This is a genomic window from Thermodesulfovibrionales bacterium, assembly GCA_026417875.1.
In the GTDB taxonomy this organism is placed as follows: domain Bacteria; phylum Nitrospirota; class Thermodesulfovibrionia; order Thermodesulfovibrionales; family CALJEL01; genus CALJEL01.
The window spans coordinates 56,997-78,709 of record JAOACK010000003.1; the positions used below are offsets into that span (position 1 = coordinate 56,997).

The window sequence follows — 21,713 nt, forward strand, 5'->3', positions numbered from 1 at the left end:
CTCATCCAGCAACCCTTGTAAGTTCTTCTAATGAAGTAAGACCCCTCAGAACCTTTCTTATACCATCATCCCTCATAAAAGTAGTACCTTTTTTACGGGCCGCATCTTTCATAGAAGTAACAGGCATTCCGCTGGCAATCATCTCTCTCAGTTCATCATCAAAAATAATAACCTCTCCAATAGCTGTTCTGCCAGTGTAACCAGTGTGATGACAGAATTCGCAGCCAGCGGGAGCGAAGAGCTTTCTTGTTTCTTTAATCTCTTCTTTTAATAAAGGGTCGGTGGTCTGGCCGATAAGTACTGAGAGCATATCTGGAGTTAGAGGCTTTTCAACCTTACACTTAGGGCAGAGGAGTCTAACAAGCCTCTGGGCTATCACACCGAGTATCGAGGAGCTTAGCAGAAATCTATCAATGCCAAGATCAATGAGCCTGGGCACAGCTGTTACAGCATCATTTGTGTGGAGTGTACTCAGGACAAGATGTCCTGTAATTGAGGCCCTTATGGCTATCTTTGCGGTTTCTTCATCCCTTATTTCACCGAGAAATATTACATCAGGGTCCTGCCTCATGAAATTCCTTCCCGCCATGATGAAGTCAAGTCCTATTTTTTCATTCACCTGAACCTGTCGTACAAAACTCATTCTATATTCAACTGGGTCTTCAATGCTGAGGACGTTCCTCTCAAGAAGATTGATCTCTCTCATAGCAGCATATATGGTGGTGGTCTTACCACTTCCTGTTGGACCTGCAACTATGATCATACCATGGGGTTTGGAGAAAAGGATTTTAAGTTTCTTTATGTCTTCGGTCTGAAATCCAAGATTTCCAAGCCTCAAAAGCGCTCCACTGAAACCTAGAACCCTTATTACAACATTCTCTCCGTAAATGGTTGGCACAATAGAAACCCTCATCTCATAGTTTTTGTCAAGGAATGAAAACACGAAGGCTCCGTCCTGTGGCAGTCTCTGTTCTGTGATGTCAAGTCTTGAAAGAACCTTTATTCTTGATATCATGGGGATCTGGGCTATCTTAGGTATGCAGAAACCGTGCTGGAGAATCCCATCTATTCTGTAGAAGACGTCCACAGAATCATAGGAACTTGATATGTGTATATCTGTGGCCTTTCTTCTCATGCCTTCTGTTAAAATAAGTTCAACGAGGCTTGAAACCTGCTGGGGAGATGCTGTTTCCTGATTTTTTAGTTCTGATATTATCTTCTCTAGTTTCTCTTTTATAGGATTCTCCATAAAATAATAGGCTCTTTCAAGAACATCATTGAAAGATTCAGAGTCAACAACAGCCACATGAGGTGGTGAACCAGTAAGCCTTGTTACAGCATCTATTGCAGCAACATTACCAGGATTAGTTATTCCGATAAGTAGCCTTCCGTTTCTGAATTCAATAGGAATAAAACTGAATCTCTGAGCCATTGATTGTGGAATCTTCTGGAGAACCTCGGCTGAGATGGGATAATTAATTACGTCAATGAATTCAAGGCCTGCTTGCTCAGCAAGTGTCTGGGCTATATCCATGGCTGAAACAAAACCCAGTCTTACAAGTATATCGCCAAGAAGCTGGCCGGTCACCTGCTGGTGTCTAAGTGCAACCTGAAGCCTTGCTTCATTGAGAAGACCTTTTTCTTTTAAAAGCTCACCGAGGAGTTTTTTCATCTCTGGGGTAGGTCTCGGTCGCTGCAACAGGTCTCAGCATTATTACAAGCTCTTTCCTGTCTTTAATCTTTTCATGGCTCTTAAATAGTGTTCCTATGAGGGGAAGGCTGCCGAGAAGAGGAACCCTGTTTTCCCTCACAGAATCCTTATCCTGTATAAGGCCACCTATAATGATGGTTTCACCATTTTTTACCTTTATTATAGTGCTCATCTCTCTAAGATCAACCGTTGGAAGGGATATCTGTACAATATTCTGACCTGGCTGGCCTATAGTTCTTTCCTCCATAGATACAAGGTCTGAGATTATGGGGGTTATGGTCATGGAAATCTCACCTCTGTCATCAACAAAGGGGATAACACCGAGCATTATTCCAGAAAGCAGGCTTGATGTCGTCACTGTAAAGGTTATGGTTGGAGCAGTACCTGTTGTAGTGGTTGTTGTCTCCACCCTTGATATGAAAGAAAAATTTCTTCCCACACTCAAAAGAGCAGTCTGTCCATTCATTATATTTATTTTTGGATTTGAAAGGACGTTTACCCTTCCCTGAGTCTCAAGTGCTCTGAGTATGGAGTTAAAATTAGCTCCTGTAATGCCTATACTGAATCTGGGTATATCAACTACATCTTTAAATCCTGTGGTGCCCACAGAGATATCACCAACACCGCGCCAGTTGTCAAGAAAGGTCCAGTCAATACCATATCTAAGGGTATCGTTAAGCTGCACCTCTGCTATTCTTGCCTCGATCATTACCTGTCTTGAAAGTGACTCCTTTAATCTATTCAAGAATCTTTCCACCTGGCCAAGATCCCTCTTTCCTGCTGTTACAAAGACAGTGCCCGTGACCTTATTGAGTGTGAATGACGGCTTAAGTGGTGCTACAGACATATCAAGTATCTTTTTAATGGATTCTTCAATGCTCTTCCAGAAATCATAGGCACCTCTGTCAGATGCTATTTTCTGAGATATTTCACCACGTATATTTCCAGTAGTAAGACCTTCTGCTGTCTGAATTCCTCCAAGAATATCTCCTCCAAGGTTCACATCAATGCTCTGTGATAAAGGCGGCAGGGGAAGCTCAAAGACCTTTGTCCTCTGGGGAATAATCCTGAGAATATTGTTTTTTATTTCCCAGAAATAATCGAGACCGTCAAAAACGGCCTCAAGGGCCTCATAGAGTGTGACACCTTTCAGAGTTATTGTTAGCGGAGTTTCCGAATTCACTCCATTTTCAATTACAAGATTTAGTCCTCCTGCATCTGCAATAATATGAAGAACATCTCTGAGTGGTGAGTTCCTTAATTTTAAGTCTATCTTTATTTCTTTAAGGGGTGAAAGTTCTTCATTTACTGGAAGTGGTTCAGGAGGAAGTTCCTTAACAGGCCTTGATTCATGCTCAACCGCAGGTGGTTCAATGGTCTCCAATGAGCTTTTAATTTCTTTATGGGCACAGGATAGAAAACAACAGACAAGAATGAATATTAATAGTTTTTTCAATAAATAACCTCCTCTCTTTAAAACACTCTCCGGGCAGAAGCTAACTCGCTTCCCGGAGCTATAAATAAAATATAATAACCTGTAGTCTTTGTCAAGGAAAATTAACATTTTATTTGATTTATTCTTTATCCTTAGGCTAAAATTTTACAGGCTGTCTTTAGAGGGCGGATTATTGATTAATAATAGGAGGTATTTATGAAGAGATTATTAATATTATTACTTTCTGGATTCGTTGTCCTGGGTTTATCTATTACAAAGGTTAATGCTCAGGACGCCGGAGAGCTTGGCATCAAGCTCCAGAGTATAAATTTTGAAGACATCTCTGACAGCAAGGCCTATGCCTCTGTTTTTGGCTACATCAATACTGCACCAAATGCAGCAATAGGTTTTGAGATCGGAACAGCGAATATAGAGGATGAAACTTATTATATCCTTGGCAATCGTTACGAGGAATCTATTGATTTCACACCAATTGAGGTGAATCTCAAGCTCCGGGCAAAATCCAGGGGGGAGACAGGTTTTGAATTGGATCTCGGTGGAGGTGTTAGCTATAATGTCCTGAACTATGAACTTTATATAAATAATGTTAAAGTAGCTGATGAGAATAAGAATCTCTTTGGCTGGCAGGCCTTTGTATCAGGAAAGTATTTCTTCACACCGCAGAGAGCCAGTTTTGGAATCTTTACCGGCTTTGAGATTAAATACCAGTGGGTTGATTCTTTTACGGAATATGGAGAGGAGATAGACCTCTCAAATACAAGATTCGGTCTTGAGCTCGGTGTTATGTTCTGATAAAGGAGCCTGGCAGGCCGTTAGAGCAGAGCAATCTTTAAAAAGGAAAACCTTCTATTATCTTCTTTTACTATTCTTCTGCTCTGCTCTAACTGGTTGCAGGATTGAGCATGAGATAAGGGAACGAGAGTCCATAAGGGTTGGAACCCTTGCAGATGCAAGGATGCTCCTGCCCCTTTTTGCCTCTGATAGTGCCTCTGCTGAAATAAGCAGTCTTATATTCAATGGTCTCACAAAATATAACAAGAATATTAAACTAGTAGGTGACCTCGCAGAATCCTGGCAAATTAAAAATAATGGTAGAGAAATTATCTTTCACCTTAGAAGAAATGTGAAATGGCATGATGGAAGAGAATTTACCTCAAGAGATGTGCTCTTTACCTACAGGGCTGTTACAGATCCCAAAAATCCTACTCCCTATGGAGGAATATACGGTCCTGTTGATAGGGTTGAGGCTATTGATAAATACACTGTGAGGGTTATATATAAAGAACCCTTTGCACCAGCACTTGAATCATGGTCAATGGGGATACTGCCAGCCCATCTTCTTGAAGGAAAAGATCTTGCAAAGAGTGAACTTAACAGGGCGCCAGTTGGAACAGGTCCTTATAGATTTAAAAGATGGATTACAGGTCAGAGGATTGAACTTGAGAGATTTGATGATTATTTTGAGGGAAGACCAAATATTAAGAAATATATAGCAAGGATAATCCCTGATATGTCTACCATGTTTCTGGAATTGAAGTTTGGTGGTATCGATTACATGGGACTGACACCGGCCCAGTACAAACTGAAGGCTGATACAGAATATTTCAAAAAGCGATTCCAGAAATTCAGATATCCTGCTTTTGGTTATACCTATCTTGGATTCAATCTACTTGATGAAAGGTTCAAGGAAAAGAGGGTAAGGCAGGCTATTGCCTATGCTATTGATAAGGACAAGATAATAAGAGGGGTGCTTCTTGGATATGGCAGACCCTGTACAGGTCCTTTTCCGCCTGATTCATGGGCATATAATAAAAAAATTAAAGGTTATCCATATGATCCAGCAAAGGCACTGGAACTCCTTATGGAAGCTGGATGGAAGAGAGGAGATGATGGGATATTGAGAAAAAATGGTGTACCCTTTAAATTCACTGTACTTGTAAATCAGGGAAATACACAGCGACTCATGGCTGCCCAGATAATCAAGGAGGATCTTAAAAAAATAGGTATTGAGATGGATATCAGGGTCCTTGAGTGGCAGACCCTCCTGCATCAGTTTATTGATAAAAGGGCCTTCGAGGCAGTGATAATGGGATGGGCTCTTTCAAGAGATCCTGACATTTATGATATATGGCATTCATCAAAGACAAGAGAGGGTGAGTTTAATTTTATATCTTACAGAAATCCAGAGGTTGACAGCCTGCTTCTCAAAGGAAGGACAACTCTGAATATAGAAGAAAGAAAGAAGATTTACTGGAGGATACACGAAATATTACATGAGGATCAACCCACTGTCTTTTTATATGTACCTGATGCCCTTCCTGTTATCCATAAAAGATTTAAAGGAATAGAACCATCACCAATCGGTATATGGCATAATTTCATTCACTGGTATGTGGAATAGATATTTTTCAATCATTCTTTTTTATTTCACACTTCACGCCCTCAAAAGCATATACAATCCTTTTTTCTCTCTCAAGTTTCTCCTCAGGAAAGGGTATTGGTACTAAATCCTTCATGTATTTCAGTAGTTCTTCCTTTGAAGGCAGATCCTCTAATCTTTCTCCCCTGAGCCTCCCTGAAGGTACGTCGAGAAGTCTTAATCTCTCACCATCAGTGACTGCTGCAAAAGGTATCTGGTGTTCTTTTATAACTCTTGCAAAGGCAAGGACATATCTCTCCCATGATTCTATTGATGTTGGAGCACATCTAATCAGGACCGCCTCCCTTCCACCAGCCTTTATAATGAAGTCAATGGATATCTTTATACTGCAATCACTGAGTGGTAGTTCAAACTCGGGGTCAACAATTATGTCCTCTCTTGAGAATCCCCTCTCCTTTATGAGAAATTCCCATGTCTTCATCCTTATACCACTTAACTGAATCAGTTCCAAACTTTCTTCTGCTGTTATTCTCTCTTTTATTAACTCTTCTCTTGAGACTTTATTCTCCAAGATAGGCCCTCCTTAATTCTTCGTTCTTGAGAAGTTCAGAACCGGTCCCTTCCATTCGCAAAGTTCCGTTTTCTAACACATAAGCCCTTGATGATAACTTAAGAGCAGCCTTTGCATTCTGCTCCACTAGAAGTACTGTTACACCCCGGGAATTTATTTTTTTAATTATAGAAAATATCCTCGTGACCATTATTGGTGAAAGACCTAAGGAAGGCTCATCAAACATTATAAGCTCTGGCTCTGACATTAGAGCCCTTGCGATTGCAAGCATCTGCTGTTCTCCTCCACTGAGTGTTCCAGCTACCTGGTTTCTCCTTTCCTTTAATACCGGAAAGAATTCAAAAAGCTCCTCAATTAATGAAGCAGAAATTTTTTTTGTAAAGGCTCCGAGCTCAAGATTCTCTGCTACTGTCAGATTGGAAAATATCCTCCTTCCTTCCGGTACAAGAACCAGCCCTTTTTTCATAACCTCATGGGCCGGAAGACCTGTAATATCCTGTCCTTTGAAAAGTATTCTTCCCGAGGCAGGTCTTACTCCTCCTGCTATGCTCATAAGGGTAGAGGTTTTTCCTGCTCCATTTGCACCAATAATTGAGACGATCTCGCCCTCTTTCACAGAGAGGTTAATACCTCTCACAGCTTTTATCGGTCCGTAGCTTACATGAAGGTCAGTGACCTCAAGCATGGATCTCCTTTCCCAGATAGGCTTCAATCACAAGAGGATCGTTCTTTACCATATCTGGTGTTCCTTCTGCTATTTTCACGCCATGATCTAGAACCACTATCCACTCAGATACTCCCATCACAACTCTCATATCGTGTTCAATCAGTACTACTGTTTTCCCAATCTCTTTTAATCTTTTTATAATGTCCATCATCTCCGAGCTTTCCTGGGGATTCATTCCAGCAGTAGGCTCATCAAGAAGTATTACCTCAGCCTCTGTAGCCAGTGCCCTTGCTATCTCAAGCCTTCTCTGACTTCCATAAGGCAATTCTCCTGCGAGTTTTTCGAGTTCTTCATGAAGGTTTACGAATTCAAGATATTCATAAGCCTTCTGTAAAATCGCCTCTTCCTGTTTTAAGAAATTTTTTCTTTTTATAAAAATAGAAAATATATTTTGGCTGTAAGAGTTATGCTGAGCTACAAGAACATTCTGAAGGACTGTCATCTCCTTAAATAACCTGATATTCTGGAATGTCCTGCTGATACCTGCCTCTGCTATCTTATGGGGTGGCAGACCCACTATATTTTTCCCCCTGAAGAGTATCTCTCCCTTTGAGGGTTTTGTAAGACCTGTTAGGCAATTAAAAAGGGTGGTCTTTCCGGCTCCATTCGGTCCAATTATTGAAAAAATAGCATTCTCCCTGATTCTGAAAGAAACCTCCTCCAGAGCAGCAAGTCCCCCAAAATACTTTGTAAGGTTTTTAAATTCTATAATATGCATATTCCTTTCTACAACATCCTCTCTAAATCAAACTTATTTACAAAAGGTTATGTTAAGCCTTTTTCAAAAGGCTCCTTGAGCCCACTATCCCCTGTGGTCTGAATATCATCATAAATATAAGCCCTGCTCCAAGAAATATCATCCTGAACTGTTCAAATTCCCTAAGTACCTCAGGAAGTGCTACAAGTATAACTGCGCCAATTACCGGTCCGGCTATTGTAGCCTGGCCACCGAGTATTACCATCGCCACTATGAGAACTGATTCTAAAAAAGTAAAACTCTCCGGAGAGACAAATCTCATCTTTGCTGCAAATAGCTGTCCTGCCAGTCCTGCCCAGAAAGCACCAAAGACAAAGGCATAGAGTTTGTAAAGAAAGGTATTTATTCCCATTGCAGAGGCAGCTATCTCATCATCCCTGATACTCATCCATGCCCTCCCAGCCTTTGAATTAATGACCTTCTTAATTAAAAAAACTGTTAAAAATACAAAGAAGATAACAAGATAGTAAAATTCTGTAACACCGTTTAATTCAAATCCCAGTACGGATGGACGTTTAATTCCTGGTATTCCATTTGGACCATTTGTGAGGCTAACCCAGTTATTAAGGACTATCCTTGTTATCTCTCCAAATCCCAGTGTAACAATGGCAAGATAATCACCCCTTAATCTCAGAGCAGGTATTCCAAGAAGAAACCCTGCTATAGCGCTCAATGTTACTGATATTGGAAGGCAGAGCCAGAATCCAATATTAAGCCCTGTATTTAGCAGGGCATAGCTGTAGGCGCCAATAGCATAGAAGGCTGCAAAACCGAGATTAAGAAGTCCTGTGTATCCAACCATAATGTTCAGCCCGAGGGCAAGGATTATATATATTCCTGCAAGGACTGCCACATCTATTACATAAGTACTGGCAAAAAGCGGAATAAGAAGGCTGATAATCAGGATGAAATAGATATTGAAAATCCCTGAAAATTTTTTTATAAAAAGGAAATCCTTCTTTTTTTCTTGAAAATAAGAAAATTTTTTAAAAAAACTCCAGAGAATTTCTATGCCAAGAATAACACCTGATATTGCTGTAGCAGTCTTCATGCCTGTAAAAGGCAGGGATAAAAGGCCAAACCATAGAGGTGGCATAAACCACTTCAAGGACCTCATACCTTCTCCTCCACGGTTCTTCTAAACAGGCCTGATGGTCTTATAAGAAGGATGATTATCAGTACAATAAAGGCATAGGCATCCTTGTATTCACTTGATATATAACCTGCGGCAAGACCCTCTATGAGACCAAGAAGAATTCCACCGAGCATTGCACCAGGAATGCTTCCTATCCCTCCGAGCACAGCAGCAGTGAACGCCTTAATACCCGCTATGTAGCCCATGTAATAATTAATCAGGCTGTAATAAAGGGTGACCATAAATCCTGCAATGGCAGCAAGGGCAGAGCCTATTATAAAGGTCATGGCTATTATTCTGTCAGGATTGATTCCCACAAAGGATGCCATGAGTCTGTCCTGTGCTACAGCCCTCATTGCCTTACCAGTCTTGGTCTTTAAGATAAAGAGATTGAGCAGCAGCATGATTAGTGTTGAGCCAATTATTATGGTAAGCTGGACAGCTGTAATCCTTGCTTCTCCTATCGTAATTCCTTTATCAGAAAAGAGTGAAGGAAATACCTTATAGGTAGCTCCCTGGGTAATCATTACAAAATTCTGAAGAAATATTGATACACCTATGGCACTTATAAGAGGACTGAGCCTTGGAGCGCCTCTTAATGGCCTGTAGGCAATCCTTTCAACAGTAGCTCCATAGGCTGAGACAAAAAGTACAGAAACCACGAGGCTGAGGAGCAAGCTCAGCAGTATGGAGGCCTCTGTGAATTTTGCACCTGTAAATATGGCAAAGGTGATTACTGTCATATAGGCACCGAGCATGTATATCTCACCATGGGCAAAATTTATAAGCTGAAGTATTCCGTAGACCATGGTGTATCCTAAGGCTATGAGGGCATAGACATAGCCGAGGGTTAATCCGTGTATGAGCTGCTGGAGAAACATATTTTTTACTGTGAGAGTTTTTTCTTTAAAATTTCATTAACAATCTGCGGTGATGCCTTTCCTTTTGTAAGCTTCATCACCTGTCCGACAAAGAATCCCAGCAGTTTATCCTCTCCTTTTTTATATCTCTCAACTTCCTTTGGAGAATTTTTAAGGACCTCCTCAATTGCCTTTTCTATGAAGGATTCATCTGTGATCTGAACAAGACCCTTTTCCTTTACTATATCATCAGGAGATCTTCCTGTTTTATATACCTCCTCAAATACTGTTTTGGCTATCTTTTGAGACACTATGCCCTCGTCAATCAATTTAAGAAGCCTTACAAGAGATTCAGGTTTTACAGGACAATCATCAAAGCTTCTGCCTTCCTCATTAAGGAGTCTTGAAAGTTCTCCCATTATCCAGTTTGCCACTGCCTTTGGCTGGGCACCAAGACTTACTGCCTTTTCAAACCACTCAGCCATGCTGAGTTCCTGAGCCAAAAACTGGGCATCATAAACCGGAAGGCCATATTCTTTAATAAATCTCTCCTCTTTATGATCTGGCAGTTCTGGAAGGGTTTTCCTTACCTCCTCTATAAATTCCTTAGATAACTCCACTGGTACAAGGTCTGGTTCAGGAAAGTATCTGTAATCATGAGCCTCTTCCTTTGACCTCATGGACTGGGTTGTCTCTGTCCTTGAGTCCCAGAGCCTTGTCTCCTGTATGACCCTGCCTCCCTCTTCAAGAACCCTTATCTGCCTCTCTATTTCATATTCAATTGCCCTCTCGACGAATCTGAAGGAGTTTATATTTTTAATCTCTGTCTTCACTCCAAATTCAGTGCTTCCCGCAGGTCTTACCGAGACATTGGCATCGCATCTAAGGGAACCCTGCTCCATATTTCCATCACATACACCAAGATATCTGAGAATCTGCCTAAGCCTCCTCATGAAATAAGCTGCCTCTTTCGGGCTTCTGATATCAGGCCTTGTTACAATCTCCATAAGGGGGACACCTGCCCTGTTAAGGTCAACAAGGCTGTAATCACCATCATGGATATTTTTACCTGCATCCTCTTCAAGATGAATCCTGATAATTCCAATCCTTCTCCTTATGCCATCAACCTCTATATCAAGATAACCATCTTCACAGAGGGGTAATTCATACTGGCTTATCTGATAACCCTTTGGCAGATCAGGATAAAAATAATTCTTTCTTGCAAACCTGCTGTAAGGTGATATCCTGCAATTTAAGGCAAGGCCTGTTTTTACAGTATAGAGTACTGCTTTTTTATTAAGAACAGGCAGGACTCCTGGCATTCCAAGACAGACGGGACAGACCTGTGTATTTGGCTCTGCACCGAATGTTGTTGGGCATCCACAGAATATCTTTGAGCCTGTTAGAAGCTGGGCATGAATCTCAAGCCCTATTACAGCCTCGTACTGAGTTTTTCCTTTTGCCATAAGACCTCTACCCGCAGAATAAAGTAAGCTATTATAACAGATTTTGTTCTGAGAGCACGGTATATCATTATTTCAATATTTCAATCCAAAGATTTAACGTGGTGGAGGGTCTATAATTTCATCTTGAAAATCTGCGAGAATAAATTAAAGAAGACTCACTTCAACAATCAGCTATGCCTGTCTTATAAATCAGGATTTCCTATTGCACTCAATATTTAAAAATTTATTTTTAAGACCCTGTGCTAATACTCATCATATTTTTTTGCCATTCCCTTCACAATATCTGCCGGATATTTCTTCTCATTGATCTCAATCTTCTCCATTGCTGCCCCGACAGGATCAATTCCGAATTTATCTGCCAGTTTTGTCAGGTATATCATCACATCTCCTATCTCCTCTTTAAGTTGCTGGATTTTTTCAGGACTGAGTGCATAACTCTCCTCTTCCGTTAGCCATTGAAAGAGCTCCACTATCTCCGATGCCTCAACACTCAGGGCCATTGAAAGATTTTTTGGAGAATGAAATTTTTCCCAGTCTCTCTCCTCTGCAAAGGTTCTTAATCTCTTGATAAGTTCATGCATATCTTGCATAAAGAAATCGTTTTAAGTACCCATTGTTTTCTATCAAATGGGCATTTTATCCTTCAAATTTCCAGTAAGAGTTAGCAATTTTAATGGTTTTATTTTACAGCCTGTAAAATAAATTGTCAAAACAATTCTGCATCTACCTCGAGAACATAGGGTATAAATAAGGCAGGCTATACACCAAAAATATAGGAGCCCTTTTTATCAGTTTTTTGAAGCCCGGAATATAGCCAGAAAATCGCACTCTCCTTCCAGCTGGCTTCTGTGGCTTATTAGTTATGTTATACTATGGAGTTTATGGATTACCTGAAAAATTTACTTAAAAAAATATTTCATCTTCTTTTTCTTTTTTATCTGTTGGCTGTTTGTGCGAAAGTGTCAGTTGCTGAAGCGACACCTGAGCACGGTAATATCTCTCTGGAAGAAAGAAAAACTTCCCTATCTCAGAAGACAAGCAATCTCTCTGAGCCGGCTACTATTTCACAGCCTGTTGTCATATTAATAGAAGTTAGTGGTGCGAAGCGGGTTACAGAAAATGCTGTGAGGGCGAAGATTTCTCATAAAGTTAATGAACCTGTCTCCTCTGAAAAAATAAGCAATGATATAAAAGAGATCTATAAAATGGGTTATTTTGATGATGTGAAGGTAGAGATGGAACCTGTGCCTGGTGGCGTAAAACTGATTTATGTCCTTAAAGAAAAACCCACAATCCAGAAGATCAATTTTGAAGGCAATGAGGAATTTGATGATCAGAAACTCAGAGAGAACATATCTATATCCCCGGGCTCAATAGCTGATGCTACGCTCATTCAGGATAATGCATCAAAGATAAAAGCCCTTTATGAAGAAAAGGGATATTATCTCACAAATGTTATTCCAGTCTTAAGAAAACTGAGAGAGGATACAGTAAGCCTTACTTTCATGATTGAAGAGGGTCCGGTGGTTAAAATAAAAAGGATTATTATTGAAGGAGCAGAAAAGATACCGCCAGAAAAGGTAAAGAAGGTGATGAAAACAAAGGAACGGGGTTTTTTCTCTTTTCTTACCAAGTCAGGTTACTACAAAAAGGACGAGATGAGAAATGATATTGAGAGAATAAAGGACCTCTACCTAAATAACGGTTACATCAAAATAGCTGTATCTAATCCAGAGCTAATGATTTCTGAAGATAAAAGAACAATGGAGATAAAAATAGCAATTCAAGAAGGAGAGCAATACAGAATTGATTCCATAGCTGTTGAAGGTAACAGGAGCTATCCTGAAGATGAAATCAGGAAACTTTTAAGCATAAAAAGGAACGATATATTCAGCAGGGAGGCTTTAAGGAAAGATATTTCCAGCATTGTGAATTTTTATTCAGAAAGAGGTTATGCCCTTGCCACGGTTATACCAGATGTCATACCTGATGATAGCAAGAAAACTGTAGAGCTTATTCTAAGGGTTCAGGAAGGAGACCTCTTCAGAATAGGACGAATAGAGATATTCGGAAATACAAAGACCTGGGACAAGGTCATAAGAAGAGAAATGAGGCTTGATGAAGGAGACATATTTAACAGCAAACTTCTCAGAAGGAGTTATGAAAGAATAAATAACCTTCAGTTTTTTGAGACTGTTGAGCTCAATCCAAAACCTGATGCAGAGGAAAAGAAAGTGGATATAGATATAAAGGTCAAAGAAAGACCAACCGGTATGCTCAGTGTTGGTGGTGGTTATAGTTCCATAGATAGATGGGTAGCAATGGTAGATTTAAGCCAGGGAAATCTTGGAGGAAGGGGGCAGTATCTCAAACTGAGAGGTGAATTCGGTGGCAGAAGGACACTCTATGAGCTCTCTTACAGGGATCCGTGGTTTCTGGATAAACCACTTTCTTTTGGCCTGAGTGTTTATAAATCTTCAAGGGAATATCCCCTTTATGATAGAAGGGCCACAGGATTTGAGATATCTTTTGGCAAAAGCTTTACAGAATACTGGGGTGGAAGCCTTTCCTATAATCTCGAGAAGGTTACAATAGAAAACGTAGATGATGCTGCCTCCCAGTTTATAAAGGATCAGCAGGGTACAAGAGTGACGAGCAGTATCAGTCCAACAATAGCAAGGGATTCAAGAGACAATTTCCTAGATCCTTCAAGAGGCTCAAGAAATGCCATTTATCTTACAGTTGCAGGTCTTGGAGGCACAAATGGTTTTATAAGATCTGTCTTTGATTCCGCATGGTTCTTCCCATGGGGCAAGACAACCTTTTCACTGAGGGGCAGGATAGGTTATGCCTCTGGAGCCTTTGGAAAAGATCTGCCCATATATGAGAGATTTTATGTTGGAGGTATATACACAGTGAGGGGACTGGGTTTTGGAGAGGCAGGACCTGTTGATGAGAATAATGAACCCATTGGAGGTACAAAGGAATTAATATTCAACCTTGAGTACATCTTTCCTCTTATTGAAGAGGCAAGGCTCAAAGGTGTATTATTCTTTGATGCAGGAAAGGCCTTTGAACAATCAGAACCCATGGATAGTCTCAGAAGAACAGCAGGTTTTGGAATAAGATGGATCTCTCCAATTGGCCCTATCAGGCTTGAATATGGAAGAAATCTTGATCCTAAACCCCATGAAAGTAAAGGAAGGGTGGAATTCACCTTTGGAACATTCTTTTAGTATTTGGATTATTTATGTCCCATCGGGACACTTAAAAAGGCAAGACCCTCAGGAAATCAAGAGAAACTGTGGATTAAACATCTCTCTTGATGAACTATGGAAATGCCTCATTGAGGAGGAGAAAATGTTTAGAAAAGGCATGAAGATTTTACTGGTCGGAATTATTTTTACACTTGCCCTTTTCGCCTGGAATGTTCTGGATAACTCGAGAAAAATTTTTCCGAGAGTCACTGGTGACGGACTCTTTTCAGAGGTGGAGGCTGCTGAAATTAAAATAGGTTATGTTGATCTCGGTAAAGCGCTCAACGATTCAAAGCGAGGGAAGGATGCCAAGGCAGAACTCGAAGCCCTTGTTAAACAGAAACAATCCCAGATTGATGAACTTGAAAAAAAGATTAATACTCAGAGAGCAGAGTTTGAAAAACAGGCGCCCGCCCTATCTGAAAAGGCAAGACAGGAAAAACAGGCAGAGATAGAAAGGTCTATTCAGGATTACCAGAAACTCGTACAGGATGCCCAGGCAGAGGTGGAGAAAAAGAGAAGAGACCTCACAACAGGCATATTGAAAGAATTAAGGGATATAATAAACGAGATAGGCAAGAAGGAAGGCTATACCATAATTCTTGAATCTTCTGAGGGATTGATACTTTATTCAAAGGAAGGACTTGATCTTACAGATCGCATAATAAAGATTTATGACGAAAGACAGAAAAAGTAATTATCCTTACTTTATTTATAATTTATATTAAAGGCAGGTGTACCCAAAGTATTTATAGAAAAGTATTTATTATTCACTTGTAAAGGATTAAATGAAACTTAAGGAGATCGCTGAATATCTTAAAGGAGAGCTCAGGGGAGAACCTGAGCTTGAGATAAGGGGAGTGGAAGGCATTGAAGATGCTATGGAAGGGGATATTACTTTTCTTAGAGGAGAAAAGCTACCTGACGGTATCGAGCTTAAAGCTGGAGCCATAATAGTGAAAGATTTCCTCGAAGGCCTATCTATCTCCCAGATCAGGGTTAAAAATCCTCAGTATGCCTTTGCAAGGCTTCTTGAGCTCTTTTATGTAAAGAAACATGAATTTAGAGGTGTAAGTAAAGAGGCCTTTATTGAAGAAGGAGTCGAGCTCGGCAAAAATATCTCAATCTATCCATTCGCCTATGTCTCAAGAGGAGCAAGGATAGGTGATAACACAATCATCGGTCCACATGTATTCATTGGAGAAAACAGCACCATCGGAAAGGATTGTCTTATATATCCAAATGTTGTGATAAGAGAGGGGGTCTCCGTTGGTAACAGGGTAATAATTCATTCTGGTACTGTAATAGGTTCAGATGGATTCGGCTATGTATTTGAAGACGGAAGGCATTATAAGATACCTCAGGTTGGCGGTGTAATAATCGAGGATGATGTGGAGATAGGAGCAAATGTAACCATAGACAGGGCTACAAAGGGCAACACAGTAATAATGAAAGGCACAAAGATAGATAACCTTGTACAGATTGCCCACAATGTAAAAATCGGGCCTCAGTGTATAATAGTTGCCCAGACAGGAATTGCTGGCAGCTCAAAACTGGGAGCAGGCGTTATTCTTGCAGGACAGGTTGGGGTAGCGGACCATATAAAAATAGGAGATGGTGTTAGGATCGGTGCACAGTCAGGAATAATGGAAGATATTCCTTCAGGCACCTATTTTGGAACTCCAACGCTTCCCCACAGGGAATGGTTCAGGCTCTATGCCCTTTACAAAAGATTGCCAGAATTATTTCAGAAGATAAAGGAATTAGAAGAAAAGATAAAAAATCTTGAAGGGAGGAAGGAACATGATTGACATCAAGGAAATTCAGTCCATACTTCCACACAGGTATCCCTTTTTACTTGTGGACAGGGTTGTTGAGCTTGAACCCAATGTGAGGATATCTGCTATTAAGAATGTCACTATGAATGAACAATTTTTTGTTGGTCATTTTCCAGGTAATCCAGTTATGCCAGGTGTTCTGATTATTGAGGCAATGGCGCAGGCTGCTGGAGTTCTTGCATACAAGTCAGGTGTTCAAGGCAAGCATGTATATTTTCTCTCAATAGAGAAGGCAAAGTTCAGAAAACCTGTAACTCCAGGTGACCAGCTTAGATTTGAGGTCAGGGTTTCCCATAACAGGGGGTCTGTCTGGAAGTTTTCCGGAGAGGCTTTTGTGGGAGATAAAATAGTTGCCGAGGCTGAATTTACAGCAATGGTAACAGACAGGGAGTTGTAAGATATGGTAGAGATACATCCAACAGCTATTGTCTCAAAGGATGCAGTTTTAGAAGATGGTGTTATCATAGGTCCTTATTGCATCGTAAATGGTACTGTCCATATCGGCTCAGGGACAAAACTTCTCAGTCATGTAATTATTGAAGGGAAAGTAACAATTGGTTCAAACTGTACGATCTATCCATTTACTACCATTGGCCTTCCACCACAGGACCTAAAATATAAGGGAGAGGAAACAGGAGTTCGTATAGGCAATAACAATATGATACGTGAAAGTGTAACCATTCACAGGGCATCTGTTGGAGGAGATGGCTGGACAGATATAGGAGATAAAAATTTTCTCATGGCCTATGTCCATATAGCCCATGACTGTAAAATCGGAAGCAATATTATAATGGCTAATGCTGCAACCCTTGCAGGACATGTAAAGGTTTATGATTATGCGGTAATAGGAGGACTTGTCGCAGTCCATCAACATACAAGGATCGGTTCCTATGCAATGGTAGGTGGTTTCAGTGGAGTTGGTCAAGACATTCCTCCCTATATGATGGCAGCAGGTGCAAGGGCTGAGCTCCACGGGCTCAACACCGTGGGCCTTAAAAGACATGGATTTTCAGAGGAGACAATTTCTGAACTGAAAAAGGCATACAAGATACTTTTCAGAGAAAAATTAACGCTGAGTGATGCTATAAAAAAGGTCCTTGAGACCCTTCCTTACACAGATGAGATTAAGACCCTGATAGAGTTTATTAAGGAAAACAAAAGAGGGATATGCAGATAATCCAATAATAGCAATGAAAAAAATAGGATTAATAGCAGGTTCGGGTGAATTGCCCTGTTTGATTGCTGAAGAGGCAAAAAAGCAGGGCTACAGTGTATTTACCGTTGCTTTAAAAGAACTGGCTTCCCATGATATAGCGCGATGTACTGATGAAATAGAATGGATTAGTGTTGGTAAGCTTGGCTCCATTATTGATAGCCTCAAGAAAGCCAGTGTTAAAGAAGCTGTAATGGCTGGAAAGGCACCAAAAGAACTTCTCTACAAAAGTCCTGTAATCCCTGACCTGAGGGCAATAAAACTTCTCATGAGCCTTAAAGATAGAAAAGACGATACAATAATGCTTGCCATAGTTGAAGAACTAAAAAAGGAAGGAATTCATATACTTAATACCACAGATTTTGCCCGCTCCCTTCTTATAAAAGAAGGCATCCTAACTAAGAGGAAACCTTCAAAGGTCCAGATGGCAGATGTAGAATTCGGGTACAGAATAGCAAAGGAAATCGGAAGACTTGATATAGGCCAGACAGTGGTTATTAAGGACAGGGCTGTAATGGCTGTAGAGGCAATAGAAGGAACAGACAGGGCAATTAAAAGAGGCGGGGAACTCGCTGGTGGAGGAGCTGTTGTTGTTAAGGTAAGTAAACCCCAGCAGGACCTGAGATTTGATGTGCCTGTGGCTGGTCTTCATACCATAAGGTCAATGAAAGAATCGGGATGTACTGTGCTTGCCCTTGAGGCTGAAAGATGTCTTTTCATACAGAAGGAAGAGGCTGTAAAAGAAGCAGACAATGAAGGTATGATTATACTAGGTTATAAAGAATCCTGAAGAATCAGTCCCTACCACAAGCAGGACAGGAAGGATCCTTTCTAATCTTAAACAGTTTAAATTCAGCACCCGAGCCACCATCCCAGTATAGGAGCCTTCCTTTAAGATTTTTTCCAATATTAACAAGATATTTTATGGCCTCAAAGGCCTGCAATGCCCCTATCACGCCAGGAGTGGTGCCTACAACAGGAAAGGTCTCCTTCGGAGGGGCCTCAGGATAGATACACTGCAGGCAGGGAGTCTCGGGATAATGAAGGAATGTTAGCATGCCCTGCATAGCATAAATACTTCCAAAAACCATGGGAATCTTTTTACTTATTGCCACTCTATTAAGAACATACCTTGTTTCAAAATTATCCATGCAATCAATAATTATATCTGCATCACCAACAAGCTGAGAGGCATTGGTATCAGTAATTTTTTCCTCAATTGCTACAATCTCTATATCAGGATTTATTTCTAAAAGACTCTCTTTTGCTGACTGAACCTTGCTCATACCCAGTCTTGAAGGTCTGTGTAGTATCTGTCTGTTCAGGTTTGTCTCTTCAATCCTGTCGAAATCACAGATGATTATCTTTCCAATACCTGCAGCGGCAAGGTATAATGACACAGGACTACCAAGGCCTCCTGCACCAGCAATAAAAACAGAGGAATTTTTTAGCCTGAGCTGACCCTCCTCGCCCCAGCCATCTATAAGCATCTGTCTGTGATATTTTTTAAAATCCACTGCTCATCCTTATTTTATAGGGCTAATCTCTGCCACCTCTAAAGGTATCTCTCCATTTGAAGGAAGGGAGATTATTGTGTTAAGTTTAGCGTGCGGGAAATGTACAGGCGCAAAGACCATTCCTTCAGGGACTTCATCGGTTATCCTTGTTTTTAAGAATATGGAGCCCTTCTTTGTGCTGACCTTTACAAAGGCATCATCTTTTATATGAAGTCTTTTTGCATCATTCTCATTAATAGCAAGAACAGCATCAGAGGCAACACTGTCAAGAATCTTGGATAGATATGAAAGAACTCCTGAGTGCTGAAGCAGATTTCCTGTTACGAGGTAGAACTGATCGGCCTTCTTCTCAGGAAGTTTAAAGTCTGCTATCCTGAAGCAGGGCTCCTGAACTTTCTGAAGTTTAGCAAGGTCAATGCCCTGAGCCTGGAGTTTTTCTTTAAATTCTTTCTTGATAGATTCTATATCCTTTCCTATCTCGGCTCCCGTGATTCTTGCAAGATTTCTCAAAATCTTCCAGTCAGGTATTGATTCACCCTGTTCAGGCAAGATTTTTAAAATATTCTGTTCAAGACCTGTCATTCCTATGAATGTACCCTCTTTCTCAGCCCAGCTGCTGGCCGGTAGCACCACGTGGGCCAATTTTGCTGTTTCTGTAAGAATGATATCCTGAACAACCAGAAGGTCAAGACTCTTTAATCTCCTTTCAATAGCTGCTCCATCGGGCAGTACTGTTACAGGGTCTTCTCCCATTATATAAAGGGCCCTGAGACCTTCGCCATAAAGCATATCCCTCAGATTCAAACCACCTTTTAATGGTCTCACCCCGCTTAACCACAATCCTAGGGTATTTGAAAATTCTGCAGGAACCTGCAAATCATCAGGTGTATTCCCCAGAAGAAGTATAAGATTTGCAGCAGCTATAAAAAAGTCTTTTGATTTATTGTTTTCAGAAGCACCTGAGGTGAGTGCAAAGAGTCTCTTTGGTGTGGAGGCTATGAGCCTTGCAATATCCTCAATCTGATTTTCTGATATACCTGTTATTTCTGAAGTGTATTTAAGATTGAATTTCTTGATGGACTCTGACCACTCAGAATAACCTTTTATCTTTGAGGCATTATCTTTGTCAAAAAGGCCATTTGTAATAATGTAATTTGCAATAGCATTCAGAAGCACAACTCCTGTTCCTGGTCTTAATCTGAGCCAGTGGGTACTGTGTCTTACAAGTTTTGTCTGTCTGGAATCAGCCACTATAAGATAGGCACCTCTCTTTTTTGCCTGAATAAAGTTAAGTCCCCATACAGGATGGGTGGATGTTATATCTGATTCAACAACAAAGAGCAGATCCCGCTCAAGAGGCCTGTTCCAGTCTACAGGGTTATACTCAACACCAATCACTTCCTTCATTGCCTCCCATGCCTTTGCAAACCCAAATCTTGCTGCAGAATCAATATTATCAGTGCCTATAACATCTCTCATGAATTTCTGAAGCATGAAATTGTCTTCTACAGTGCATCTCTGGGATCCGATTGCGCCTATTGAAGATGGTCCATAGGAGTGCTTTATGATTTCAAGTCTCTTTGCGATAAAACCAAGTGCTTCCTCCCATGATACTGGCTTTAATTCCCCATCCTTTTTAAGAAGCGGTGTAGTAAGTCTCTTTTCTGAATAAAGAAAGTCAAATCCAAATCTTCCCTTGCTGCAGAGATTTCCGTCATTTATACCCTTGCCTTCCAGTCCTCTTGCCCTGACAATCCTGCCCTCTCTTAAAGAGATATTTGTTGTACAACCGCATCCGCAATAGGGACATATTATCGAATACTCATCCATATACCAGACCCTTGAGCGATGTCTGTACGATCTTGTACCGAGGGCACCTACAGGACAGGCATCTATACACTGACCGCAGAATTCGCAGTTCAGTGTCTCCTCAAAGGCTGGACTTATCTTTGCCTTAAAGCCCCTGTTAAGGATAGCAAGGGCACCAACGCCCTGGTGCTCTTTACAGAGATTCACACACTTTCCGCAGAGCACACACCTGTTTGTATTTCTCTCAACTATGGGAGCATCAAGCCTCTCAGGCTCTCGCATTCTAACTGCCTTTAATCTGCTCTGTGATGGTCCGTATTTAAATGCAAGGTCCTGAAGCTCGCACTCTCCTGCCTTATCACAGATAGGACAATCAAGGGGGTGATAGAGAAGAAGAAGCTCGAGCACTGTTTTTCTTGCCTTTACAACCTTGGGTGTCTCTGTCCATACTATCATGCCCTCTTCTACTGGTGCAGCGCAGGATGTAATCAATCTCCGCTGCCCCTCAACTTCAACTATACAGAGTCTGCATCCGCCATAGGGCTCAAGTCTCCTGTCCCAGCACATATGGGGAATGTATATACCATTGTCAAGAGCAGCCTTGAGAATTGTAGAGCCCTCCCTTGCCTTTATCTCCTTGCCATTTATCTTGAGATTTATCATTTTTTAACCTCCTCAAGCATCTCAGCAGATTCTTCTTTTTTAAACATATCTCTGGGACCTGTCTTTAATGCATCAAATTTACATGTTTCATAGCACTGCCTGCATTTTACACAGAGTGACTGATCAATAAAATGAGGCTTTTTTCTTTCTCCTGTAATTGCCTTCTGAGGACAGATCCTTGCGCAGGCTCCACAACCAATGCATTTTTCAGGATCTATGTAGAATGTTACAAGAGACCTGCACACACCTGCCTTACACCATTTTTCTTTAATATGAGATTCATATTCATCTCTGAAGTAGCGGATAGTGCTCAGGACAGGATTAGGTGCAGTCTGGCCGAGGCCGCACAGGGC

The 21,713-nt window shown here is 40.9% G+C and carries 20 protein-coding genes; 8 read left to right on the forward strand and 12 right to left on the reverse strand.

Features of this window, described 5'->3' with window-relative positions; all coding sequences use genetic code 11:
* Position 1: 1 nt before the first annotated feature.
* Positions 2-1,672: a GspE/PulE family protein gene (locus N2257_01285; GenBank protein MCX7793031.1), complete on the reverse strand. Its 1,671-nt coding sequence runs from the start codon at positions 1,670-1,672 to the stop codon at positions 2-4.
* Positions 1,653-3,167, reverse strand: a complete 1,515-nt coding sequence (mshL, locus tag N2257_01290) for a pilus (MSHA type) biogenesis protein MshL (protein ID MCX7793032.1) — start codon at positions 3,165-3,167, stop codon at positions 1,653-1,655. The genes N2257_01285 and mshL overlap by 20 nt, the downstream gene beginning before the upstream one ends.
* A 195-nt stretch (positions 3,168-3,362) precedes the next feature.
* On the opposite strand from mshL, the gene N2257_01295 reads away from it, so the two are divergent.
* Both N2257_01295 and N2257_01300 read left to right on the forward strand, forming a co-directional pair.
* A complete protein-coding gene (locus N2257_01295) occupies positions 3,363-3,959 on the forward strand; it encodes a hypothetical protein (GenBank protein MCX7793033.1) in 597 nt (198 codons plus the stop codon).
* A complete protein-coding gene (locus N2257_01300) occupies positions 3,946-5,568 on the forward strand; it encodes a peptide-binding protein (GenBank protein MCX7793034.1) in 1,623 nt (540 codons plus the stop codon). Before N2257_01295 ends, N2257_01300 begins: the two co-directional genes overlap by 14 nt.
* Positions 5,569-5,575: 7 nt before the next feature.
* On the opposite strand, the gene N2257_01305 is transcribed toward N2257_01300, so the two are convergent.
* From N2257_01305 to N2257_01335, 7 genes are all read right to left on the reverse strand, one after another.
* Complete coding sequence (locus N2257_01305) at positions 5,576-6,118, reverse strand: type I restriction enzyme HsdR N-terminal domain-containing protein (GenBank protein MCX7793035.1); 543 nt, start codon at positions 6,116-6,118, stop codon at positions 5,576-5,578.
* Complete coding sequence (locus N2257_01310) at positions 6,108-6,803, reverse strand: ABC transporter ATP-binding protein (protein ID MCX7793036.1); 696 nt, start codon at positions 6,801-6,803, stop codon at positions 6,108-6,110. The genes N2257_01305 and N2257_01310 overlap by 11 nt, the downstream gene beginning before the upstream one ends.
* On the reverse strand, positions 6,796-7,563 hold the full coding sequence (locus N2257_01315) for an ABC transporter ATP-binding protein (GenBank protein ID MCX7793037.1): 768 nt from the start codon (positions 7,561-7,563) through the stop codon (positions 6,796-6,798). The genes N2257_01310 and N2257_01315 overlap by 8 nt, the downstream gene beginning before the upstream one ends.
* 52 nt (positions 7,564-7,615) lie before the next feature.
* The gene (locus N2257_01320) at positions 7,616-8,719 is read right to left on the reverse strand and encodes a hypothetical protein (protein ID MCX7793038.1); all 1,104 of its coding nucleotides are present in this window, start codon (positions 8,717-8,719) and stop codon (positions 7,616-7,618) included.
* A complete protein-coding gene (locus N2257_01325) occupies positions 8,716-9,618 on the reverse strand; it encodes a hypothetical protein (GenBank protein MCX7793039.1) in 903 nt (300 codons plus the stop codon). The genes N2257_01320 and N2257_01325 overlap by 4 nt, the downstream gene beginning before the upstream one ends.
* 5 nt (positions 9,619-9,623) lie before the next feature.
* Positions 9,624-11,063 carry an Asp-tRNA(Asn)/Glu-tRNA(Gln) amidotransferase subunit GatB gene (gene gatB / locus N2257_01330; protein ID MCX7793040.1) on the reverse strand — a complete coding sequence of 480 codons (1,440 nt, stop codon included), beginning with the start codon at positions 11,061-11,063 and terminating at the stop codon, positions 9,624-9,626.
* 242 nt (positions 11,064-11,305) lie between these two features.
* Positions 11,306-11,644, reverse strand: coding sequence for a nucleotide pyrophosphohydrolase (locus N2257_01335; GenBank protein ID MCX7793041.1), 339 nt, complete (start codon positions 11,642-11,644; stop codon positions 11,306-11,308).
* Positions 11,645-12,022: 378 nt separating this feature from the next.
* Here N2257_01335 and bamA point away from each other — a divergent pair, with 378 nt between their 5' ends.
* The 6 genes from bamA (at position 12,023) to lpxI (ending at position 18,161) form a co-directional block, all read left to right on the forward strand.
* Entirely contained in the window at positions 12,023-14,299 is a 2,277-nt protein-coding gene (bamA, locus tag N2257_01340) for an outer membrane protein assembly factor BamA (protein ID MCX7793042.1), read from the forward strand.
* 124 nt (positions 14,300-14,423) lie between these two features.
* Positions 14,424-15,017: an OmpH family outer membrane protein gene (locus N2257_01345; GenBank protein MCX7793043.1), complete on the forward strand. Its 594-nt coding sequence runs from the start codon at positions 14,424-14,426 to the stop codon at positions 15,015-15,017.
* Positions 15,018-15,108: 91 nt separating this feature from the next.
* Positions 15,109-16,131, forward strand: a complete 1,023-nt coding sequence (lpxD, locus tag N2257_01350; GenBank protein ID MCX7793044.1) for a UDP-3-O-(3-hydroxymyristoyl)glucosamine N-acyltransferase — start codon at positions 15,109-15,111, stop codon at positions 16,129-16,131.
* The gene (gene fabZ / locus N2257_01355) at positions 16,124-16,555 is read left to right on the forward strand and encodes a 3-hydroxyacyl-ACP dehydratase FabZ (GenBank protein ID MCX7793045.1); all 432 of its coding nucleotides are present in this window, start codon (positions 16,124-16,126) and stop codon (positions 16,553-16,555) included. Before lpxD ends, fabZ begins: the two co-directional genes overlap by 8 nt.
* Positions 16,556-16,558: 3 nt before the next feature.
* Positions 16,559-17,335: an acyl-ACP--UDP-N-acetylglucosamine O-acyltransferase gene (lpxA, locus tag N2257_01360; protein ID MCX7793046.1), complete on the forward strand. Its 777-nt coding sequence runs from the start codon at positions 16,559-16,561 to the stop codon at positions 17,333-17,335.
* 13 nt (positions 17,336-17,348) lie between these two features.
* Complete coding sequence (gene lpxI, locus N2257_01365) at positions 17,349-18,161, forward strand: UDP-2,3-diacylglucosamine diphosphatase LpxI (protein ID MCX7793047.1); 813 nt, start codon at positions 17,349-17,351, stop codon at positions 18,159-18,161.
* Between the two features lie 4 nt (positions 18,162-18,165).
* Here the strand turns inward: lpxI and N2257_01370 are convergent, their stop codons facing one another.
* The 3 genes from N2257_01370 to N2257_01380 form a co-directional block, all read right to left on the reverse strand.
* Positions 18,166-18,888: a HesA/MoeB/ThiF family protein gene (locus N2257_01370; protein ID MCX7793048.1), complete on the reverse strand. Its 723-nt coding sequence runs from the start codon at positions 18,886-18,888 to the stop codon at positions 18,166-18,168.
* Between the two features lie 9 nt (positions 18,889-18,897).
* Positions 18,898-21,360, reverse strand: a complete 2,463-nt coding sequence (locus tag N2257_01375; protein MCX7793049.1) for a molybdopterin-dependent oxidoreductase — start codon at positions 21,358-21,360, stop codon at positions 18,898-18,900.
* Positions 21,357-21,713 (reverse strand): 4Fe-4S binding protein (locus tag N2257_01380; GenBank protein ID MCX7793050.1); only part of this gene is annotated, 357 nt, incomplete at its 5' end. The genes N2257_01375 and N2257_01380, both read right to left, overlap by 4 nt.